This is a genomic window from Thalassorhabdus alkalitolerans, from assembly GCF_042656525.1.
Classification (GTDB): domain Bacteria; phylum Bacillota; class Bacilli; order Bacillales; family Marinococcaceae; genus Thalassorhabdus; species Thalassorhabdus alkalitolerans.
Window position 1 is genome coordinate 48,161 of record NZ_JBHSOZ010000005.1, and the last position, 19,918, is coordinate 68,078.

Below are 19,918 nucleotides of genomic sequence, written 5' to 3' on the forward strand. Positions count from 1 at the left end.
GTCTTCCTTTGACAATAGGGTTTCTTTACATGCGCCTGGCTCTTTACTCGTTGAATGAAACCAGCCTCTTTTTAAATTTGATAACTCAATAACCCTACATGTTTTTCTCGTACCGAAGGATAGGTGTTCTTGCAGCCCTCGTTTCATCTAAACGGTTGACCACAGTATTAAACGGTGCTTCCTGAACTTTTTCTGGTTCCTCTTTTACTTCATTTGCGATTTGAATCATGGCTTCTGCAAATTCATCTAACGTTTCTTTCGCTTCTGTTTCCGTCGGTTCTATCATCATGCATTCTTCCACATTGATTGGAAAATAAATCGTCGGCGGGTGATAGCCAAAATCCAGAAGACGCTTGGCTATATCCAGTGTACGCACTCCCAGCTTTTTTTGAGACCTTCCCGACAAAACAAATTCATGCATGCAGTGGCGATTATAAGGAAGGTCAAAATGAGGCTCAAGCTTTCTCATTAAGTAGTTTGCATTTAATACCGCATATTCAGAAACCTTCCTTAGACCCTCTGCCCCCATCGTGCGAATATAAGCATAAGCTCGTACGTTGATCCCGAAATTCCCGTAATAAGGTTTAACTCTTCCAATCGCATCCGGTCGGTTATACTCCCAGGTGTAATGATCTTCTTCTTTTATGAGAAGAGGCTTAGGGAGGTATGGCACCAGGTCTTCTTTTACACCTACCGGTCCGCTTCCAGGACCGCCTCCGCCATGAGGGCCGGTAAATGTCTTGTGGAGATTCAAATGCACCACATCAAATCCCATGTCTCCAGGTCTGGCAATTCCCAAAATGGCATTTGAATTTGCTCCGTCATAATACAGCTTCCCGCCGGCTTCGTGAACTACTCTTGCCATTTCTTCAATATTTTCTTCAAATAGGCCCAGGGTGTTTGGATTCGTCAGCATAAGAGCAGCTGTATCTTCACCCGTCACTTCTCGAAGATGCTCAAGGTCAACAAGACCTCTTTCATCCGTCTTTACTGTGACAGCTTCAAATCCTGCTACTGTCGCTGATGCCGGGTTTGTTCCATGGGCTGAATCTGGCACTATCACTTTATTACGATGAGCTTCTCCCTTTGCTTCATGATAAGCCCTGATCATCATTAAGCCCGTCCATTCCCCGTGAGCACCGGCAGCTGGCTGCAGGGTCACTTCATCCATTCCGGTAATTTCAGCTAATGATGTTTGAAGGTTATACATGAGCTCCATAGCTCCCTGCACCTGTTCTACTGGCTGATATGGATGAATGTGAGCAAAACCAGGATAACGGGCCACGTCCTCGTTAATTTTCGGGTTATATTTCATCGTACATGATCCTAAGGGATAAAACCCTGAATCCACGCCATGATTTCTTGTAGACAATGCAGTATAGTGTCTCATGAGCTGAAGTTCAGAAACCTCTGGAAGCCCTGGTTCTTCTTTACGAATACATTCATCAGCTAAAATATCCTCCACAGGAACCTCTGGGATATCAAGCTCTGGCAGTGCATGTCCTATTCTTCCGTCCTGACTCAGTTCGAAGATTAGCTTTTGTTCGGGCTGTCTCATGATACAAACGCCTCCAACTCTTTAACAAATTGATCAATTTCCTCTTTCGTTCTCTCCTCTGTAACACATAGGAGCATCTGTCCCTTTCTTTCCTCGCTGACCAGACCTAAATCATAGCCCCCGATAAATCCTTTTTGCAGAAGCTTTTTATTTATTTCTGCCACAGGCTTATTTATTCGGATAACAAATTCATTAAAGACAGGCTGTTCATCCATAAGTTCGATACCTGATTTTTTTAATTTCTGCTTGGCGTAATGAGCTTTACGGAGATTTTGTACGGCCATTTCCTTTACTCCGTGTTTGCCAATTGCACTCATCGCAACAGAAGCTGCCAGAGCGTTTAATGCCTGGTTTGAGCAAATATTTGACGTAGCTTTATCACGGCGAATGTGCTGCTCACGAGCCTGGAGCGTCAGGACAAATCCTCGTTTTCCATCTTCATCAACCGTCTGCCCGACAAGGCGACCAGGCACCTTCCTCATCAATTTCTTTGTTGTAGCAAAATATCCGCAATGAGGCCCACCCATCTGGGCTGGGATACCGAAAGGCTGAGCATCCCCGACTACGATATCTGCGCCAAAATCCCCAGGAGGGGTAAGAACTCCTAAAGAAAGAGGATTACTGGAAACAACAAACATGGCTTTCTTTGAGTGAGCGATGCTTTCTATTTCTTTAAGATCTTCTATGTTCCCGTAGAAGTTAGGATACTGGACAATGACACAAGCTGTTTCCTCATCTACTGCTTCTTTTAAGGCAGCTCCATCCGTGCGCCCTTCTTTTAGTTCAATTTCTTTTACTTCAAGACCCGGACCGCTGACATAGGTTTTCAGCACATCAAGGGCTTCAGGGTGTATTCCTTTGGATACAACTACCTTTTTCTTTTTCATGCGGCTGTGGCCGTAGCTCATCATGGCTGCTTCTGCCAAGGATGTTGGCCCGTCATACATAGAAGAGTTTGCAATATCCATACCTGTGAGTTCACAAATCATGGTCTGAAATTCAAAGATTGCCTGAAGTTCTCCTTGTGATATCTCAGGCTGGTAAGGGGTGTATGCGGTGTAAAATTCTGACCGTCGAATAACGTGATCCACCACAGAAGGGATATAATGATCATACACGCCCGCTCCGAGGAACGATGCATGACTCTTTAGGTTCACATTTCTTTCTTCAAGCTTTTTAAATTCCTTAATCAACGCTGGTTCAGAAAGAGGAGCCGGCAGATTCATTTCTCCATTAAATCTTATTGAGGAAGGAATATTTGAAAACAGCTCCTCCACAGATTCTGCACCGATGGTGTGAAGCATATCCGTTTGGTCTTTTTCTGTCATTGGCAAGTACCGAAATTTCATAATTCTCTTTCCTCCCTTTACGATTTAGACCGCCTGTAAAAAGGCGTTTTGATGACTTTTGCTTTCAAGCGTTTTTTTCTTATTTGGACATAAAGAGTGGTGCCTACCTCTGCCCATTCTGCATTTATAAGACCGAGCCCTACGTTTTTCTTTAAGGTTGGAGACTGGGTACCGCTGGTAATATGGCCAATCTGTTCATGATTTTCATTAAAAATCTCATATCCGGTCCTCGGGATGCCCTTTTCTATCATTTCAAGACCTGCAAGCTTACGGGTCGGTCCATTCTCTTTTTCCTCTTGTAAGGATTTCTTTCCAATAAAATCCTCTTCCTTATTCACTTTAACTGCAAATCCGAGCCCTGCTTCCAGCGGGCTGATCGTTTCGTCAATCTCCTGGCCGTATAACGGGAGACGTGCTTCAAAACGAAGAGTGTCTCTTGCACCAAGACCACAAGGCAAGAGCCCGTCTTGCTCGCCAGCTTTCATAAGTGTTTTCCAAAGTGCTTGCGCATCTTCAGAGGAACAATAAATCTCAAATCCATCTTCCCCTGTATAACCAGTCCTTGACAGGAGAGCTTTGACTCCTCCCAGGTCTGCCTGGTGAAGAAAACGGAAAAAGGATATATCCGAAACATTAATTTCTGTTATAGACTGTACTATTTTTTCTGCCTTAGGGCCTTGAATGGCAAGGAGGGAGTATTCGTTTGAAACATCTGTTACTGTCACTGTGTTATCAGCAAACTTATGTAACCACTTAATATCTTTGTCTGTGTTAGCTGCGTTCAAAACAAGGAAGTAGTGATCTTCAGCAAGCATATAAATCAGTAAATCATCGACTGTGCCTCCATTTTCGTAACACATGAGAGTGTACTGGGCCTTTCCTGGAGAGAGCTTGGAAACATCATTGGTTGCTATTTTCTGCAGCAGTGAAAGGGCCCCCTTGCCTTTCACCTCAGCTTCTCCCATATGAGAGACATCAAAGAGACCAGCATGTTCCCTGACAGCAAAGTGTTCTTCTTTGATACTGGAGAATTGGACAGGCATATCCCAGCCCCCGAAATTTACAGTCTTTGCGCCATATTCAGAATACAAAGGATACAAGGCTGTTCGTTTTAATTGACTCATAACTCATCCTCCTTTTATTTGCTCTTAAGTAAGTATTACCTTTTTAACGGAGAGGCTGGTTTTTAGCAGTGTACCAGTGAACCGATCAAACGGTGCTTTAAGGGTCTTTCAAGTTCCCTTCCTCCCTGATATTGTCCTTTCTCGCACTCTTACGAAAATTCAGCTTACTTCTTGGAACTAAAAAAGGACAGATGGATTCCAGCTGTCAGCTGAAAATCCCTCTGTCCTGTAACCAGAAAGTTTCTTCCTTGCCTGCCCTGGCAAGGAATGTCTTCGTGGGTGGTCTTGGCAATTGCCAGACACTCTCCAGAGACGCGTCAAGCAAAAGTCTGTTTGCCTGAGAGATTCATACCTCTTTGGTACTTGCTCCTTCGGCGCCGCCTTTCGCGGTCTCTCCCTTTGCCTTCATCCGCTTACCTTATTCTTATACTCTTGTATAAGGTGGTATATGTATGTTGAATACTAGTAACAGATCTATTTTACCATTAGTGAACTTTCTTTGACAATGCTTTTATTATGGAAAGGGCGAACAATATGTATATTGATATTCACTTCCCTTCGGATTGGGAACAAGAGTGGAACAATAAAATGCAGGAAAACAAGGGATGGTCCTCATGGGAACAATTTCAACTTGCATTTAAATCCGAACAACACACGATCGTTTCCTCCTTTTCCGGTCTCGTATCACCACCTCACCTTCCTCACTTGCAGTTTCATTCCTATCAGGTGGAAACTGCTCAACGAGTTATTGAAGAGATGAACGGAAAAGCAATTCTTGCTGATGAGGTAGGGTTGGGTAAGACAATAGAAGCGGGTTTAATTTTAAAAGAGTATATGATCCGGGGGCTCGTGAAAAAAGCTTTAATCTTAGCTCCCGCTTCTTTAGTAAATCAATGGGCCCGAGAATTAAACGAAAAGTTTTTTATTCCCGCAGTTCCACAAAAAAAAACATATGTATGGGAACAATGTGACGTGGTAGTGGCATCGATTGATACAGCAAAAAGAGCCCCTCACCGAGAGATTGTGCTTAATCAGGATTACGATATTGTTATCATTGATGAAGCTCATAAACTTAAAAACGCAAAAACAAAAAATTATCAGTTTGCCAAGGAACTGAAAAAAAGATTCTGTCTGCTGCTTACTGCCACCCCTGTCCAAAACAAAATAGATGAAGTCTTTCATCTCGTTTCCCTGCTCAAACCTGGTCACCTTGGTAACGAAGAATCCTTTAAAGGAATGATGAAACAGGCAGAACAGGAAGACCTTGCTCACATTCAAGCCCTTATTAAAATGGTGATGGTTCGAAACAAAAGAAAAGAAACAGGCCTGAATTGGACAAAAAGGAAGATTTCCTCGATCTCTATTGAGTTTAACAAAGAAGAACGAGAATTATATGAGGCCATTTCTTTGTTAAAGAAAAGAAAGGATAACACGATGCACGGTTTCTTAACCACCACCCTCCAGCGTGAAGCATGCAGCAGCCGCGAGGCAGTCTTTATGACCCTTCAAGGATTGGCAAAACGTGAAGGAGAACTGAGCCCAGGCCTGGAAAACGTGAAGTCGAAGATTGAAAATATTACCCAAAACAGCAAAGCTGAAAAAGCTCTGGAAATTATCAAGGAACATGATGATAAAGTAGTTATTTTCACCGAGTACAGAGCGACCCAGCTCTACCTTCAGTGGTTTCTCGGTCAGCACGGCATTAAGTCTGTACCTTTTCGCGGGGGTTTTAAAAGAGGGAAAAAGGACTGGATGCAGCAGCTCTTCAAGCAAAATGCCCAGGTTCTCATTGCCACAGAAGCCGGCGGGGAAGGAATCAACCTTCAGTTTTGCAACAAAATCATTAACTATGACCTCCCTTGGAATCCTATGAGAATCGAGCAGAGAATCGGCCGTCTTCATAGATTGGGCCAGGAGAGGGATGTTCTTATATATAATTTTGCTGTCAACAACACGATTGAAGAACATATTCTTTCTCTTTTATATAACAAAATTAACCTTTTTGAAAATGTAATTGGCGAACTTGACGAAATATTAGAAAGGCTCTCTTTATCCTCTGTGGAAGAGTATGTTGAAGACGCTGTTCAGAATTCTGAAAGCGAAGGTGAAGTTCAGCTAAAGCTCCGTCACTTATCTGAGATGATTGAAATGGAAAAAAATGAGGAGAAAGGAGATGACTTATTTGCAGCAACATGAAATCCATCACTTCTTAAAAAGATACTTCACCTCTAACGGCTGCTCTTTAGTAGAAGATGAGATGGAAAAGCTTTCTGTACAGCTGAATATTGAAATGGACAAGGAACTTATGAACCGCCCCTTTTACTGGCACTATTTAGAAAAAACAGGGGGAACTCCTAGACCGATGTCCTTAACCTTTTTAACCAGAGGGCAAAAAAATGATCCCAAAGAAAAAGGAGAAGTTATTCATTTTGGAGCTCCGCGGCTTCACCAGATTTTCCATTCGGCCAGAAACAAAGGAAGAATGACAAAATTATATGAAGAAATTCCCGGACTGGTTCGGTCTGCCCCATTATACCCTTGGCTTGTTTTGAATATAAAAGTTTCCTGCCAGGCTCATCAAAGAAAAGACAAGATCTTTTCCTTTGGCCTTCAGCTCATTAACGGCCAAATTGTTGAAAATTTTATGAGCAAGCTTTCAGATAAAACCATTCATTCCTCTATTCCTGATCTTACCTTTACGATGGCTGCTTTAATTAAACCAGAAACAGGAATTCAAAGAATCAAAAAAATCGTGCTGCAGGATATTCAGATGCAAGAACATAAGTGGGCTGAAGAGGCTGTTGAACGCATGAACGCAGACCTGGATCTTTTAGAAAAATTTTATGAAAACAACGAGGATAAACCAGCTAGTTATGAAGCAGAGCGAGAAGCCATCAAAATGCAATACTCCCCTTCCATTTCTATTACGATCATTAATGGAGGTCTTTTTTACCTTCAAGACCAGTTCTTTTAAGGGCATTGCTTTGCACGAGTCCTGAGTAAATCACGAACATTTACCTTTCACATAGCTACTTGTAAAGAAAAATAAAAACCGACGCCAATGGCATCGGTTTTTATTCTTTTCTTATGCTGGAGCCCCGCTGACGAAAATGGTCATAACAGAGAACCATCCAAATACAGCTAGCGAAAGAGCAGCAAAGGCTACGCCAAAGAAATTACGACGTTTTGTTTCCCGGATGACAGCAAGTAGTGACAAAATAGCTACAAACAATAGTGTAATACCTAAAGCCATGGTAAACTCCCTCCTTTTATGTATGATTCATTCTTGAAAAAAAGGGCCATTCCTGGTGGTCTTGTACATTGTACAATTGACTGTAAGAATGAGAACAAAAATATTTTCCGACCCTTATTATACCCTTGTTTTCAATGAAATGCATCTTCATTTTCGAAACCTATTTGAACTTTTGAAAATAACGGTTTCATTTTACCTTTATTCTTCCTTTTTGTCGAGTTTCTATCTCTCATTATTCTTTCCTTTCATTTGTTGTCTTTTCAATTTTTCTCAGTGTAAAATGAAAGGATGAATACAGTAAGGAGGAATTAATGTGGAATGGAAACAGATGCCTCTTGGTCCTTTACAGACAAATGCCTATATTCTTATCAATACAAAAAAAGAAGCTGTTATATTTGATCCTGGCGGGGAAGGCGCTTCCTTGAATGACTGGCTTCAAAAACAACAAATCACTCCGGTAGCTATATTATTAACACATGCCCACTTCGATCACATTGGAGCAGTTGACGAAGTCAGGGATGAATGGTCTATTGATGTCTATCTTCACGATAATGAAAAGGATTGGCTGTCTGATGGGACTAAAAATGGTTCTTCCTTTTTTATGAGCGGACAGACAATTACTGCTCGTCCTGCCGAACAATTGATAACAGAGGAAGGAACACTCCAGATAGGTGATTTCACCTTTTCGGTATTCGAAACACCTGGTCATTCCCCAGGCAGCATCTCTTTTTATCACAAGGAAACGAACACTGTGTTTTCCGGTGATGCTCTTTTTGCCGGAAGCATTGGACGGACAGACCTCCCTGGAGGAAGCCAGGAAGTGCTGCTACAAAACATTCACGATAAGCTGCTGGAGCTTCCAGAGAATACTCAAGTGGCATGCGGGCATGGTCCTGTGACTTCCATTGGCAAAGAGATGGACAGCAACCCTTTCCTAAGCGGCTTTTAAACATAACTTATAAAGCCCCAGGCGCTTATTTACGCCTGGGGCTTTATAAATTGCGACAAAAAAAATAGACCTCCCGGGGGAGGAGGCCTAACAAGGGGAGTAAATCGTATTGAAAAATGAACTATGAGGGGGAGGGGGACTCCCTATCATCATTGTTCTAACAATATACGTAAAGTATATTATCCTTTTAACACTATGTCAATAGTATTAACATTTTTTCCTATCTAAAGCATGCAATAAAAAAACAATGAGGAGCCCTCCTCATTGTTTTTTTCGTCTATGTAAGACGCCGGGTATTTCTTAGTGACCCCCGAATTCTGGAACCATCAAGAAAGTTGTGTAGTATGTGAAACCTACCATAAATAAAGTTAAGTAAGCGCCAAAGATATAAATATACATGCGTTCTGTCAATTTCATATACCCTAAAGCCAAGAACGCAGCTGTTTGTGCAAAGAACAATAGCGCCATGTTAAACATGTCCCCTACGAAAAACAAGACAGCAAAAATACCAGTCCAAAAACTAATCATTCGATACATGCGATCCATTTACTTTTCCCCCCTCTTCTACGGATGTCATTTTCTGCTTCACATTATTAGACAAAAAAAAGCAGACAGAAAAAGCGATAAAATAGACATAAGGCCTTAAACCATACTACCCCTATTATATAGAGGGTGATTATGCTTGTAAATGCTTAAGGTCATCTTTCCTTTCTATGTTAACACAATGTTCAACTTAATTGGACTGCAGTATAGGAGCATGAAGAATTTCTGCTCCCATCCATTAAGGATTGCTCTGTAAAGCTGACGTCTTGAAACACCCCTTCAAACATGCCTTTCATTAAGGCATGATGCATCTTGCACAGGGATCCGGAATGTGAAGGCAGCAATTCTTTAAACGGACAATTATAAATTTGAAAGTGAATCACTTTTTCTTCAGCATCATACGACAGTTCAGGATTTAACCCCTGCTGTGCAGCCACCATCTCCACGACATTCATCTTCTCTGAAAGGTCCAGTGACTCCCCAATTGTATTTGTGTCTTTTAAATAGGAAAGGACTGCTTCTTTTCCAAAAGAGTGCCCGAGACGATTTAATGCAAGCTGCCCTTCTTCTCCAAACGAAGCCAGAGACTCCATCGCCAAGACAGCCAGCCGGTGATAATCCCGAAATGGAAACTGTATGTGAACACCTTGATCCGAAATATAATAACAACGGCTTGGTCTTCCACCCTTGCCCGTCTTTTTTGTCTCAGATGCAAGCAGAGACACACTTTCTAACTTTGTAAGGTGAAGCCTGGCTACGTTTACATGAATGTCAAAAACCTCTGCCACTTCTTGTACAGTAACTTCCCTGTGCTGTTTTGCAACGTATTGGTAAATTGAAAAACGTGTAGGATCTGCCAGGACACTAGTAACTTTCAATGTATTTTGTTCCATAGGCATTCCCTCCTCGCCTGAACTCTGTATACTGATCTATTATAATACAGCTTCGGTAAGGAATAAATGCTTTTCTTTTTATTAAGGTCTATTGTTCGTCTACGCTCTATGACACACTATTTATGTGGTTCTTCTTAAACGCCTTTTTTGTTTCTGAAAAGTCACCTTTATGGCTGTAGGCAAAAGGCCAAACCAGCGAAAAAGCAGTGGGGGCCTTTCTTCCTTCCTCTTTATCTTTCTTTGTTTCCTCGTGTCTTCCGGTTCTTCGATTGCTTCTACAAAACGTTCAATAAGATATTGAATAAACGGGTTAGGCTGCATGGTCATCCCTCCTGTCTTTATTCTGGTCAAATAAAGACAACTTTACTCAGTTTTATAATATGTAAGGAAAAGTCTTTCTCATAAAAACACAAAAAAAGCTGGGACAAAACCCAGCTAACGAGAAGAACCCTCGTCATCGGTAAGAGCTCTTTTTTGTCTCCAGTATGTCGTTGCTTGTTCAAAAATACTCACTTGTACCTGAAGGCACAAGTGCGACATCCGCTCATGCTTCATTTCATTCGCTTTCACGGTGTCTTCTATGCACCTAAAGGGACAAGTGCGCCATCCGTTCAAGATCATTTCATTCGCTTTCACGGTGTCTTCTATGCCGCTGGCAAGGCATCAGCTAACCAGCGAGGATCGTCCTCATGGATCTAAAAATAAGGCTCCAATTATCGTCATTTGATAATTGGAGCCTTATTTACTTAGCTGAGGCCGTTTTGTCCCAGTTTCCTTTCTACTCTGATCCTAACTCTCAATCATAGCCTTTGCTTCTGCTGCTTTTTCAGCTTCTTCTTTAAACCTTTTTACTGCATCCTGGGCCGCTTGAGTTAAACTGATGCTGGCACCTACACGCAGGCATTCCCGGACAAATTCTTCATCGCTGTCCCTGGCAGGAAGCCCCTGAGAATGGAGACGCCAATGAACCAGCTCATGGAGAAGAGTAGCAAGCACCTCTTCTTTTTTTCTTCCGCTGTTTCTTTTCTTGCTCATTCGGATAAAACGTTCCTCTGTCCCTCTGTCATAAATAAAACAACCATTTCTTGCTGCCCAGTTTCTACTAACAAGTTCAATTCTACCTGTATATGTTATTCCCCAATGCTCCATGCACAGTCTGTTTGCGTGCTCATAAAGCTCTTCGAGACTTAAATTACCGTCCTTTACCATCCATGTCCCTCTCCCATCCGGCTTTCTTTGCCAGCACTAATGATGCATTATTTATGCCTATGTCCTTTTCGACTTTCCTATTCCGTAAAAGCAGCCCTTTCTCATTAGAAAAAGCCAGCTTATGTGACCCCATAAAAAATGTTAATTCTTTCATTATTTGTATTATGCATAATTCGACAAAATATTTCAATATGTTTTTCCTTCGTTGTATCCTTCATTGCGTTAACGCTGGGATATGTTACACATTTTATCACATTTTTCATGTTTCCAGAAAGTACATTATGGGTAAAGAAGAGAATTATACTTGTGTTATTTTTTGGATCGCAGTGAAGAATGATTATTGATGGGGCCTCCTGCATTCATTGCTGGGGCTGTTTAATCTTTAGTTGCTGTCTTTAAGCTTACCTTCAGAAACTCCATACTCGTTCTAAGCGATTTCGTTCTCATAGTAAGCACACACGTATATGATTATATGTTTTACAGTTGGGTTGGATCATAAGCTAGAGGTGAGGACATGAATACGACGAATATAGAAGCCCTTCAGGAATATTTAGAGAATCAAGCAGGACACATTGTGACTGAATGGCAGCAGATCGCCAGCAAAAAGTCTGGTACAGGGGAGATATTTTCTAATCACGAAAAGGATTTTTACAAAAACGATGAAGAATTTGTACGCACAGCGAGCCAAGGACTGCTTGAAGAAACCAATTTTAAAGACTGGACTGAGCGTACTGCAGCTAAAAGGATTAAATTAGGAACACCCTTATATCACTCCATTCAGAAGTTTAAAACCTTTCGTATGCTTATGAATAAGAAGGTTCAAGACTTTGTGTCTGTCTATTCTTCTGAGGTTAATCCAATAGAAGTGCTGACTTGGATACAGAGGCTGGATCAAACACTTGATGAAGCAGCAGAACTTTTTATTCGCAAGTACCAGGAGTTTGACACAGAAAAAACAGAAGCTCAACAGCAGGTCATTTTGGATTTGAGTGTACCCATTATACCAATATCAGACAGTATAGGGGTTCTTCCTATTATTGGGGAAATCGATACATATCGAGCAAAAATTATTCAGGAACAAGCTTTAAAGAAAAGTTCTGACCTGGAAATTGAGCATTTAATTATTGATGTTTCTGGTGTTCCATTTATGGATACGATGGTTGCCCATGAAATTTTCCAGCTTCATAAAACTCTCACCATACTCGGTATAGAAACAATTATTACAGGAATCAGGCCAGAAATAGCCCAGACAGCAGTCCATCTTGGGATTAAATTTAACGGCTTAACAACCTATGCTCATTTAAAACAAGCAGTATTCACGTTGTTAGAAGAAAAAAATAAATAACAAACTGTGCCTCTTCAGAAGGGGCACAGTTTTTCTGGTTTTATGGCTCCGTATCAGGCAAGTGATAAAATATATAGTGCTGACGTTCCTGACCGCTGTCTGTTTTTGCAACCCAGCGAACATGGACAAGAGAAGAGGTAAGCTCAGTGCTTTCATACGTGATACTGCCTGCAGGGTAAGTGATTGTTTTTTGTACCACTTTCTGCTTTGGGTCCCACTCTTCCCACCAGTCCCTTTCTCCTTCTATAATCATTCGGTCAAGTAAAAACGAGGAGCCTGTCTCTTTCATCATCATTTTCTCATTTCCAAATAACAACAGGTGATGTACAATCACCCCTCCCAGCAAAAGAGAGAAGAATAATACGGCTGGCATTACTGCCCCCTGCTGATCCATCCTTCATGCACTCCCTTCTCAAACTGAGATGGTCCAATATGAACAAAGCCGGAAGCCCCGCTTTCTGCTGTAACTACGACTTTTGCCCCCTCTCCAACCATTTCAGCTTCAAAGTCAGAAACATGTTGAAGGACAATCTCATACCCCTTTTGATTTACCTTTCGTACAATATTGGTCCCTATTAGTTCATAGGTGATTATCTCTGTTTCTTCCTCAAGTTCAATTCTTTGCACTCCAGTAGTTATCATGCCAGTATATTTTGTATCAAGTCGCAGTTGCTGAAAAAAAATATCTTTCTCCTGTTCACTTTTCATTCTTTCAATAGAGCCGGTACCGTCTAAGGAAGAAATGGCCAGGGGAAGAAAGGCAGCGATGGCGGTTACAATCACAAGACTTATCAATGTCTCTATTAAGGTAAATCCTTTATTTAAAATAGGCACAATGCTCACCGGGCCTCTGTTTTACATTTAGCCAACTGATACAAATTTCATTCCAGTCTTTTCCTTCTTTTGTCTCAATGAAAAATTCATTGTCCCCCAGCCACCTTGTTTTCTCATGATCAAAAGTAGAGGCTGCCTCATCAATAAAATACATTTCTTCCTCAAGAATAGAGAGTGCTGCTCTTTCCTGGGCGATCACTTGTCTCTCTGTCTGAACAAGAGTATAAACGGGGACAAGAACAGCTGCGATTACTGTAATGATGCTTAAGGCCCCTACGACCTCTATTAATGTAAAGCCATTAGTATTCTTGAATATAAAACCTCCCCCTACCAAGCAAAAATACTATTCGGTATTGTTTATCGCCTGCTCTTAGAAAAATAGTTCCCGGTTTAAAAATATTTCCATTCGCTAAATACCTGATTTCATCTGCATTTATCGTATGAAAGGTAAACTGAACGTCTTCCGGGATAGATCTTACTTCAAGCACCTCGCTGTATGTTCGTATTTGATATTCATTCCGGTGAGGATAAATGCGCAGAAGCACTGTTTTGTCTGTAACTAGAGCAGTCTGTTGCACTCTGAGTAAGTCGTTCTCTAGCTGTTCAATAAACTCTTTACTTTTTACCGAAGATTGAATAGTCGAAAAGTATAAGAAGGGAAGTGATAAAGCAACAGAAAGGATCGATAGAACCAAAAGCATTTCAATTAATGTATGACCTTTTTGGTTTATTGCATGAGGGAAATTACGAGGAGCCATTTCTTACAACAGTACCATTAGACAAAGTGAGAGAAGAGCCATCTGGACAAGTAATCCGATCTACATACCCCTCTTCAAGTAGATTATTTAAAGAAGAAGGTCTATCTCCATGTTCAACTTCATAGGTTGCTACTTGAGTTTGAAGCAGATCTACCGTCGCCTCGCACCCTTTTGACTGGGCAACAGAGTTATTTTTGACCATATTAGGAACAGCTATTAACAGTAAGACTGTAATGATGAGCAATACAATCATCATCTCAATCAGTGTGAAGCCTTTTTGATTTTTTATGTGTTTCATTCTATCCCTCCTGTTTTTCTTACTCTTTCAAAGCAGACCATTTCTACGAGTGACTTTACATCTTCTTGCTGGCTCGTTTCCATCTGCGAAATTCTTTCCTCTATGCCTTTTATTTTCTCTAAAAGAGTTCCCCATTCGATTTTTCCGGCTTCTTTTCTGATCATTCCCACACCTCCTTTCAAGAATTGTTTTACCCTAGAGAAGTCATCAACTGGAAAATAGGAAGAAAAATTGATAAGAATAAAGCAAGGACCAATGCACCTACAATCAGGAACAGAGAAGGCTGAAGAGCCATAACCCATTTTTTCATCAGGCTCTCGATGATCCCCATCAATCGTTGCTGATAAAAATAAAGGTCTTCAGCAAGCTTTCCAGATGTTTGCCCATGGTGGATCACAAATACCAGATCCTTAAGAAACCACCCCCTTTCATCAATCACTTTTGGAAACTCAATACCTTCTTTTAATTTCTCTTTTAATTGTTTTCCTTCTTCCTGGAAAAAAAACAAGTGATCCTGTCTTTCAAATACAGTTAAAGCATCATGAATAGTCAAGCCACCCTTTAGTAAGCTGCTTAACTGAGAAGAGAAATAATAGGTAATAATCATGCGGAAAAAATGAGAAAGAACCGGAATGCGGTACACTTTTTCCATTTGAGTGTGTGGGGATAAGCGTCTGAATACTTTCATATAGTACAAGAAACTAATAAATAAGGTTAGCACAAAAATGCCGGCTGCCAGGGGAGCCAATTCCATTATTTTGATCATAACTCTGGTAATGAGGGGAAATTCCATGTCCATAGAAGAAAACAGGAGGTTAAACTGAGGAAATAAATAATGCACCATCATAATACATAAGAGCGATAAGATCCAAATTAACAAAATTGGGTAGCGGGATAAAATTCTCACTTTCTCTTTTATTTCTTCTTTCTTACTATATAACCTTCCAGCTCCTTTAAAGCCTTCTTCCAGGCTTCCGTAATGCTCAGAAAAATACAGGAAGGCAAGCACATCTTCAGGATAATCCAGAAGACGCAGACTTTCATGAACTGAAGATCCATCTGCTATCGAGTTCATCCATTCCTTGCAGAGAAGCTGAACCTCTTCCGTTTGTTCATAGGTTAAAAATGTAATACTTTCAGGAAGTGTGTACCCCTGTTCAATCAACTGGCCAAGCTTAAGTAAGTATGCTGCTTTATCTTTTCCTTTCCATTTCTTCCGTCTCAATACCCTGGTCACCTCCATCTTTCCATGAATTCATGGGGAGATATCCAAGAGCTATTCCCTTTAACAAGTAACCAGGAAGCTTATTTCTTATATGCTTATTGTTTATTTTCGGCAGCATCTCTAAAGCACCCTCCAGCTCTTCATTGGCAAGGATATCAAAAAGAGCCGTTCTTCCTCCTCGAATGTATTGTGGACAATAAATAGAACAGTTCCCCTGACAAAACGTACATTGCTTTCTAACAAGACGCTGGGAAACAACTCCAAGGAGTGTTTCTTTTAAGTCAAGCTTATTAATGCCTAAATCCTGCAGGCGGAACAATGCTCCAACCTTATCCCTGCTGTGAAGCGTGCTGACAACAAGGTGTCCAGTCAAAGCAGCACGAATGGCAGCTGCCGCCGTCTCTTCATCTCTGATCTCGCCAATCATAATGATATCAGGGTCATGACGTAAGGAAGAGCGCAGTCCTTCTGCATAAGTAATACCAGATTTTGGATTTACTCCTATTTGCAGGAACTTATCTGTTCTCTTCTCGATCGGATCCTCAATTGTTAAGATTGTAGGCTGCTTTTTTTCATATAATTCATGAAGAAGGGAGTAAAGTGTAGTGGTTTTCCCGGAACCAGTGGGACCGGTGAATATAAGGAGGCCATAAGGATGGTGTATAAGTTTTTTTAAAAGTGTAATGGGCTGGGGAAATAATGACAGTTCGGAAAGAGAGAGGCTGTTATCCTGCGGGAGAAGACGTATGACTAAACTTTCCTTATAGGGGGTCGGAAGTGTGGAAAAGCGCAAATGATGAGGCGGCGAAAGCTGAGAATAAAATAAGGCACCATTTTGGGGCCGGCGTTGTTCACCAATGTCCATGCCGGATATAAATTTGAAATGAGCGATCAGCCTTTCAGCTCTTCGGCGGCTGATGTGTGTTCTAAAGTGAAGGTCTCCTTGAATACGAAATAAAACAGCCGTTCCATTTTCACGGGGATGGAAATGAATATCTGAAGCTTTCCTATTCACAGCATCTGTCAGCAGAGCTATGCTGTCTTGTTCTAAACTTGGCATATAACACAACCTTTCATAAGTGATGAGTATATTCATTCGACACTTTTTTTGTTTTTCCTTTTCTTTTTTTTAAATTATTGCATAAAGATTTTTTTACTGAGCACAATACTAAATGTTGATGGGATGTAGCCAAGCGGTAAGGCATCGGACTTTGACTCCGTGATGCGCAGGTTCGAATCCTGCCATCCCAACCATACATAAAAAAGCATGGGCTTTGCCCCATGCTTTTTTACATTACTTGTTTTCGACTTTTTCTTCTACTTCTTGTACCTTTTCATTCATGTCTTCTTCAGCATCACGGCGGTCGTCAATGCGGATATTCACTGCTACACGCTTCGTATCCTGATTAAATGATTCTTCATGAAGCTTTTGAATGATTTGGTATAAATCGTTTACGTCTCCCTCCAGAATCGTACTGGTAGGTGTCAGCTGGAATTTCACTTTATCCTTATAATCTTCTAGAAGCTTATGAACATCAGCTACTTCATCACTCATGCTTGTTGTTTCCTTACCAAGAGGGGTAATATTAATATCTGCAATTGCCATTTACAATTCCTCCTTTTCCGTTCTTGGTTTATTACATTCCACTATAGGAAGCTGAGGAAACTCCTGTTTTGCAAATGCCTTGTATCCATCGATTGCAGCCAGCAGGTGAATACGCTCTGGATCAGCGCAGGTTACTTTTCTTTGCAGCAAAAAAGATATTTTCAATAAAGGCTCCCTCACTCTGGCTCCTCTTCTTTTTTGAAGAATTCTGTGAGAAAAGAAAGAAGCAGGAACACTCCCATAAGCAGAAGCTGCTATTGCATTTTCCCATCCAGTAAAAAATTGAAACATTAATGTTCCCATGAGCAGAAAACAAAAGTACAGGAAAGCAATGTTTGTTGAACAATATCTGTTTGTAATAGAAGCTCTCTTAAGAGCCGTCAAATCAGCACGGTCAACATTACCTTTACAGCTGAATAGCTTGTGTTCAGCTCCGTGGAACTTTTTCCACTCTTTAGGAAACATAAAGTGGCTGCCAAAGAAGAAAAGAACAAGGATGTACCAAGGGAGGTCAGGAACATTCCAAGTCGGCCAAAGCCAAGATTGGGTTAATAAAATGGCGCTGCACAAAAAGAAGGCGGTTCCTTTGTACCACCAGGGCAAAGAACCAAAAACATAACGAACAGCCTTCCACAATGTTTTTATAGTTAAGGGAGCTGTCCATGTTTGAATCTGGCCTTCTTCTACATGAGCCCCTCCTGCAAAACGTCTTCCAAAGAATAGAATCCCCTTCTGATAAGAGAGACCTTTAGTCATTCATTTGCGCTTTCTTCATTATCTACATACCTTTCAATTACCCAGTAAGAGGAGTCACTGTCTCTCATTCCAGACAGGACAGGCTCAAAAAACCGGGCATCTGTTTTTTCTAATCCATCATGAGCCTCCCACGTATGCAGATAGCTCACAATCGCTCTCTGTGGATTGTCTTCCGTTTCTACTGTCACTTCTATGTTGCCTCTATCTCCAAAGCTTTGATGCTCGTCTGTTTCGTTCGGAAAGGAAAAGACAAAGCCATTTTCTACGCTCACCGCTTCGTCTTCATAGACGACTTCATTACCATAGGTTAAATGTATATGGCTCTCATCAGCAAGCTCGGCTTGCATCGGCTGGCCGTCTTCGTCTAAAAACGTTACCCCAATATAATCCTCGCCAGCCAATCCCTCACTTGGCATAGCTGTCCATTCCCAGGCTGCCCTGAGAGTTGTGAGGCCTTCATTCTCACCGTTATGTGTCATCAATGTTTCCCACTCCACTTCTTCATGGAGAGCTTCATTGGTAACTTCTTCAGACTGCTGCACATAAACAGCCCCGCCTACAAACAAAAAAATCATTAAAAAAACGGGCAAAATCACAACTAATTTGTTTCCATTTAACACTTTTATCCCTCCTCTTTTTACTCCCTCTCTATTAATTGCATCCGGCTGTTAAAGAAGAACCTGTAAACGATTAAAACAGCTAACATTGCGCTTAACGACACGGCTACAAAAATACTTAAAGAAATGACAATTTGAAACCGAACAGCAACTAAAGGTGAGACTCCACCCAAAATTAATCCGGTCATCATTCCTGGAAGCTGGACGATCCCAATGGTCTTTAACCCATCAATGTTTGGAATCATAGCTGAACGTATAATTCTTTTAACAAATGGCTGAGTAGCTTGAGCAGGAGAAGCACCTAATGCTAGTGAAGCCAGGATTTTTTCTTTTTCTGTTTTCATTTCGCTTTTTAGCTTATCTAGAGCAAGTCCAATTGCTACCATGCTATTGCCTATAACCATTCCGCTCATAGGGATGACCTGGTCAGGCTCAAAGTCAATAATCTGGAAGCTGAGCCATAAGGCGAGAACCATTCCTTCTATTACAACCATTATTATAAATACTACTGGCAGAATATATGGTATTCCTTTCCCCTTTTTAGCCGCATGCAAAGCCGCGGTCATAATCATAATCGCAAGCATTAGGGGAATCCCTTGGAGTGGTTCTAACCCGAATAAAAATGTAAGTATATACCCAATAAGAAGTAATTGGGAAATTCCTCTAAAAGCTGACCACAGAATTGACCGAGAGAGCCCCAAAGAATAATAATAAGATAAGCATACAGGAATAATGATAAAAACAAGTAAAAAAAACAGGGTCGTGTTTGTTATTTCAATTTCGTTCATGAAATACTATCCTTTAAAAACAATCTAAGCCACTTTGTTTTCGGTTCACTAATCAATGACTCTGGAGGACCTTCCTCAATAACCTTCCCTTTATCAATGAAGTAAGCATAATCAGCCAGTCGCCTGATTTGGTTTATATTATGACTCACCATTACAATCGTCTTTCTCTCATTTTTTACTACGTTCTTCAGAAGTTCCTCTATTGCTTCTGTGCTTTTTACATCCAGTGCACTCGTCACTTCATCAAGAAGCAGCACGTCTGGGTCATTGGCAAGTGTCCTTGCGAGAGCCACTCTCTGTTTTTCTCCCCCTGACAAGCTATCAGCTGACTTAGATAGAAATTCTGCAGGAAGCTTTACTTTTCTTAATAACTTTTCGCCATCATTAGGAGACCAGGAATGGTGTAAAGCTGGCCCGTATTTCAGGTTATCTTCAACCGTGCCTTCAAACAAAGCAGACTCTTGAAAAACCATTCCAACATCTCGTCTCAACTTCTGGACAGGTAAACTGGCAAGGGAGGTTCCACGGTAATAAATGTCTCCAGCTCCCTGGTCTGACAAACGGTTCAGCAAGTACAGGATACTGCTTTTTCCCGCTCCTGAAGGTCCAAATAAGCACGAAATTTTCCCCTCTTCCAGCGAAAGATTAACATCGTTTAAGTGTTCAGTTGAAACATTGCACAGCTCAAAAACTATCTCTGCCATGGAAAATCTCCTTCTTACTAGCTGTATCATAAGTATAAATCCTGAAAGAATGAAAGGCAAAGAGACAGCCACAGACATGGAAAAAGAGCGCACTTGCGCTCTTTTTTCC

General features: G+C 41.1%; 25 protein-coding genes, 1 tRNA gene and 1 riboswitch. Of the genes, 5 read left to right on the forward strand and 21 right to left on the reverse strand.

Features of this window, described 5'->3' with window-relative positions; translation table 11 throughout:
• Nucleotides 1-94 precede the first annotated feature (94 nt).
• Genes gcvPB through gcvT form a run of 3 tightly spaced genes read right to left on the reverse strand, consistent with a single transcriptional unit; the run spans nucleotide 95 to nucleotide 4,031 of the window.
• The gene (gcvPB, locus tag ACFPU1_RS11010; RefSeq protein WP_385941049.1) at nucleotides 95-1,558 is read right to left on the reverse strand and encodes an aminomethyl-transferring glycine dehydrogenase subunit GcvPB; all 1,464 of its coding nucleotides are present in this window, start codon (nucleotides 1,556-1,558) and stop codon (nucleotides 95-97) included.
• Nucleotides 1,555-2,907 (reverse strand): aminomethyl-transferring glycine dehydrogenase subunit GcvPA, encoded by a 1,353-nt coding sequence (gene gcvPA, locus ACFPU1_RS11015; protein ID WP_385941052.1) that lies wholly within the window; start codon nucleotides 2,905-2,907, stop codon nucleotides 1,555-1,557. Before gcvPA ends, gcvPB begins: the two co-directional genes overlap by 4 nt.
• Nucleotides 2,908-2,924: 17 nt before the next feature.
• Nucleotides 2,925-4,031 carry a glycine cleavage system aminomethyltransferase GcvT gene (gcvT, locus tag ACFPU1_RS11020; RefSeq protein ID WP_385941055.1) on the reverse strand — a complete coding sequence of 369 codons (1,107 nt, stop codon included), beginning with the start codon at nucleotides 4,029-4,031 and terminating at the stop codon, nucleotides 2,925-2,927.
• 315 nt (nucleotides 4,032-4,346) lie between these two features.
• Nucleotides 4,347-4,440, reverse strand: a riboswitch (glycine riboswitch).
• A gap of 125 nt (nucleotides 4,441-4,565) precedes the next feature.
• Between gcvT and ACFPU1_RS11025 the strand changes: the two genes are divergently transcribed.
• Together ACFPU1_RS11025 and ACFPU1_RS11030 are read left to right on the forward strand one after the other, a co-directional pair.
• On the forward strand, nucleotides 4,566-6,227 hold the full coding sequence (locus ACFPU1_RS11025; protein WP_385941057.1) for a DEAD/DEAH box helicase: 1,662 nt from the start codon (nucleotides 4,566-4,568) through the stop codon (nucleotides 6,225-6,227).
• On the forward strand, nucleotides 6,205-7,005 hold the full coding sequence (locus ACFPU1_RS11030) for a YqhG family protein (RefSeq protein WP_385941060.1): 801 nt from the start codon (nucleotides 6,205-6,207) through the stop codon (nucleotides 7,003-7,005). The genes ACFPU1_RS11025 and ACFPU1_RS11030 overlap by 23 nt, the downstream gene beginning before the upstream one ends.
• Nucleotides 7,006-7,116: 111 nt before the next feature.
• On the opposite strand, the gene ACFPU1_RS11035 is transcribed toward ACFPU1_RS11030, so the two are convergent.
• Nucleotides 7,117-7,284, reverse strand: coding sequence for a DUF2759 domain-containing protein (locus ACFPU1_RS11035; protein ID WP_100398374.1), 168 nt, complete (start codon nucleotides 7,282-7,284; stop codon nucleotides 7,117-7,119).
• A 313-nt stretch (nucleotides 7,285-7,597) separates the two neighbouring features.
• Here ACFPU1_RS11035 and ACFPU1_RS11040 point away from each other — a divergent pair, with 313 nt between their 5' ends.
• Nucleotides 7,598-8,233 carry an MBL fold metallo-hydrolase gene (locus ACFPU1_RS11040; protein ID WP_385941063.1) on the forward strand — a complete coding sequence of 212 codons (636 nt, stop codon included), beginning with the start codon at nucleotides 7,598-7,600 and terminating at the stop codon, nucleotides 8,231-8,233.
• Between the two features lie 300 nt (nucleotides 8,234-8,533).
• Here the strand turns inward: ACFPU1_RS11040 and ACFPU1_RS11045 are convergent, their stop codons facing one another.
• From ACFPU1_RS11045 to ACFPU1_RS11060, 4 genes are all read right to left on the reverse strand, one after another.
• Nucleotides 8,534-8,779 (reverse strand): DUF2626 domain-containing protein, encoded by a 246-nt coding sequence (locus ACFPU1_RS11045; RefSeq protein ID WP_054636482.1) that lies wholly within the window; start codon nucleotides 8,777-8,779, stop codon nucleotides 8,534-8,536.
• Nucleotides 8,780-8,961: 182 nt separating this feature from the next.
• A complete protein-coding gene (locus ACFPU1_RS11050) occupies nucleotides 8,962-9,669 on the reverse strand; it encodes a helix-turn-helix transcriptional regulator (RefSeq protein ID WP_385941067.1) in 708 nt (235 codons plus the stop codon).
• A 120-nt stretch (nucleotides 9,670-9,789) separates the two neighbouring features.
• Nucleotides 9,790-9,990 (reverse strand): YqzE family protein, encoded by a 201-nt coding sequence (locus ACFPU1_RS11055; protein WP_054636484.1) that lies wholly within the window; start codon nucleotides 9,988-9,990, stop codon nucleotides 9,790-9,792.
• A gap of 468 nt (nucleotides 9,991-10,458) precedes the next feature.
• Nucleotides 10,459-10,878, reverse strand: a complete 420-nt coding sequence (locus ACFPU1_RS11060) for a hypothetical protein (RefSeq protein WP_054636485.1) — start codon at nucleotides 10,876-10,878, stop codon at nucleotides 10,459-10,461.
• Nucleotides 10,879-11,392: 514 nt separating this feature from the next.
• On the opposite strand from ACFPU1_RS11060, the gene ACFPU1_RS11065 reads away from it, so the two are divergent.
• The gene (locus tag ACFPU1_RS11065; RefSeq protein WP_385941071.1) at nucleotides 11,393-12,223 is read left to right on the forward strand and encodes an STAS domain-containing protein; all 831 of its coding nucleotides are present in this window, start codon (nucleotides 11,393-11,395) and stop codon (nucleotides 12,221-12,223) included.
• 40 nt (nucleotides 12,224-12,263) lie between these two features.
• Here the strand turns inward: ACFPU1_RS11065 and comGG are convergent, their stop codons facing one another.
• The 8 genes from comGG to comGA are packed head-to-tail and all read right to left on the reverse strand — an operon-like array spanning nucleotide 12,264 to nucleotide 16,398.
• Nucleotides 12,264-12,596: a competence type IV pilus minor pilin ComGG gene (comGG, locus tag ACFPU1_RS11070; RefSeq protein ID WP_385941074.1), complete on the reverse strand. Its 333-nt coding sequence runs from the start codon at nucleotides 12,594-12,596 to the stop codon at nucleotides 12,264-12,266.
• Entirely contained in the window at nucleotides 12,596-13,066 is a 471-nt protein-coding gene (locus ACFPU1_RS11075) for a competence type IV pilus minor pilin ComGF (protein WP_385941077.1), read from the reverse strand. Before ACFPU1_RS11075 ends, comGG begins: the two co-directional genes overlap by 1 nt.
• Nucleotides 13,041-13,391, reverse strand: coding sequence for a prepilin-type N-terminal cleavage/methylation domain-containing protein (locus ACFPU1_RS11080; RefSeq protein WP_385941080.1), 351 nt, complete (start codon nucleotides 13,389-13,391; stop codon nucleotides 13,041-13,043). Before ACFPU1_RS11080 ends, ACFPU1_RS11075 begins: the two co-directional genes overlap by 26 nt.
• Nucleotides 13,357-13,815 carry a competence type IV pilus minor pilin ComGD gene (gene comGD, locus ACFPU1_RS11085; protein WP_385941083.1) on the reverse strand — a complete coding sequence of 153 codons (459 nt, stop codon included), beginning with the start codon at nucleotides 13,813-13,815 and terminating at the stop codon, nucleotides 13,357-13,359. Before comGD ends, ACFPU1_RS11080 begins: the two co-directional genes overlap by 35 nt.
• Nucleotides 13,802-14,113 (reverse strand): competence type IV pilus major pilin ComGC, encoded by a 312-nt coding sequence (gene comGC, locus ACFPU1_RS11090; protein ID WP_054635428.1) that lies wholly within the window; start codon nucleotides 14,111-14,113, stop codon nucleotides 13,802-13,804. Before comGC ends, comGD begins: the two co-directional genes overlap by 14 nt.
• The gene (locus ACFPU1_RS11095) at nucleotides 14,110-14,277 is read right to left on the reverse strand and encodes a hypothetical protein (protein WP_385941086.1); all 168 of its coding nucleotides are present in this window, start codon (nucleotides 14,275-14,277) and stop codon (nucleotides 14,110-14,112) included. The genes comGC and ACFPU1_RS11095 overlap by 4 nt, the downstream gene beginning before the upstream one ends.
• 26 nt (nucleotides 14,278-14,303) lie before the next feature.
• Nucleotides 14,304-15,338, reverse strand: a complete 1,035-nt coding sequence (gene comGB, locus ACFPU1_RS11100) for a competence type IV pilus assembly protein ComGB (protein WP_385941089.1) — start codon at nucleotides 15,336-15,338, stop codon at nucleotides 14,304-14,306.
• Nucleotides 15,307-16,398 carry a competence type IV pilus ATPase ComGA gene (gene comGA / locus ACFPU1_RS11105; protein WP_385941092.1) on the reverse strand — a complete coding sequence of 364 codons (1,092 nt, stop codon included), beginning with the start codon at nucleotides 16,396-16,398 and terminating at the stop codon, nucleotides 15,307-15,309. Before comGA ends, comGB begins: the two co-directional genes overlap by 32 nt.
• 119 nt (nucleotides 16,399-16,517) lie before the next feature.
• On the opposite strand from comGA, the gene ACFPU1_RS11110 reads away from it, so the two are divergent.
• Nucleotides 16,518-16,592, forward strand: a tRNA-Gln gene (locus ACFPU1_RS11110).
• Between the two features lie 40 nt (nucleotides 16,593-16,632).
• Here the strand turns inward: ACFPU1_RS11110 and ACFPU1_RS11115 are convergent.
• From ACFPU1_RS11115 to ACFPU1_RS11135, 5 genes are read right to left on the reverse strand one after another with little or no spacing between them, the layout of a single operon-like run.
• Nucleotides 16,633-16,944, reverse strand: a complete 312-nt coding sequence (locus ACFPU1_RS11115) for an MTH1187 family thiamine-binding protein (RefSeq protein ID WP_054635432.1) — start codon at nucleotides 16,942-16,944, stop codon at nucleotides 16,633-16,635.
• Complete coding sequence (locus tag ACFPU1_RS11120; RefSeq protein WP_385941096.1) at nucleotides 16,945-17,700, reverse strand: DUF1385 domain-containing protein; 756 nt, start codon at nucleotides 17,698-17,700, stop codon at nucleotides 16,945-16,947. It lies immediately after the preceding gene.
• Nucleotides 17,697-18,320, reverse strand: coding sequence for a hypothetical protein (locus tag ACFPU1_RS11125; RefSeq protein WP_385941099.1), 624 nt, complete (start codon nucleotides 18,318-18,320; stop codon nucleotides 17,697-17,699). The genes ACFPU1_RS11120 and ACFPU1_RS11125 overlap by 4 nt, the downstream gene beginning before the upstream one ends.
• A gap of 17 nt (nucleotides 18,321-18,337) precedes the next feature.
• The gene (locus ACFPU1_RS11130; protein WP_385941102.1) at nucleotides 18,338-19,105 is read right to left on the reverse strand and encodes an ABC transporter permease; all 768 of its coding nucleotides are present in this window, start codon (nucleotides 19,103-19,105) and stop codon (nucleotides 18,338-18,340) included.
• Nucleotides 19,102-19,809, reverse strand: a complete 708-nt coding sequence (locus ACFPU1_RS11135; RefSeq protein ID WP_054635435.1) for an ABC transporter ATP-binding protein — start codon at nucleotides 19,807-19,809, stop codon at nucleotides 19,102-19,104. The genes ACFPU1_RS11130 and ACFPU1_RS11135 overlap by 4 nt, the downstream gene beginning before the upstream one ends.
• Between the last annotated feature and the right edge of the window lie 109 nt (nucleotides 19,810-19,918).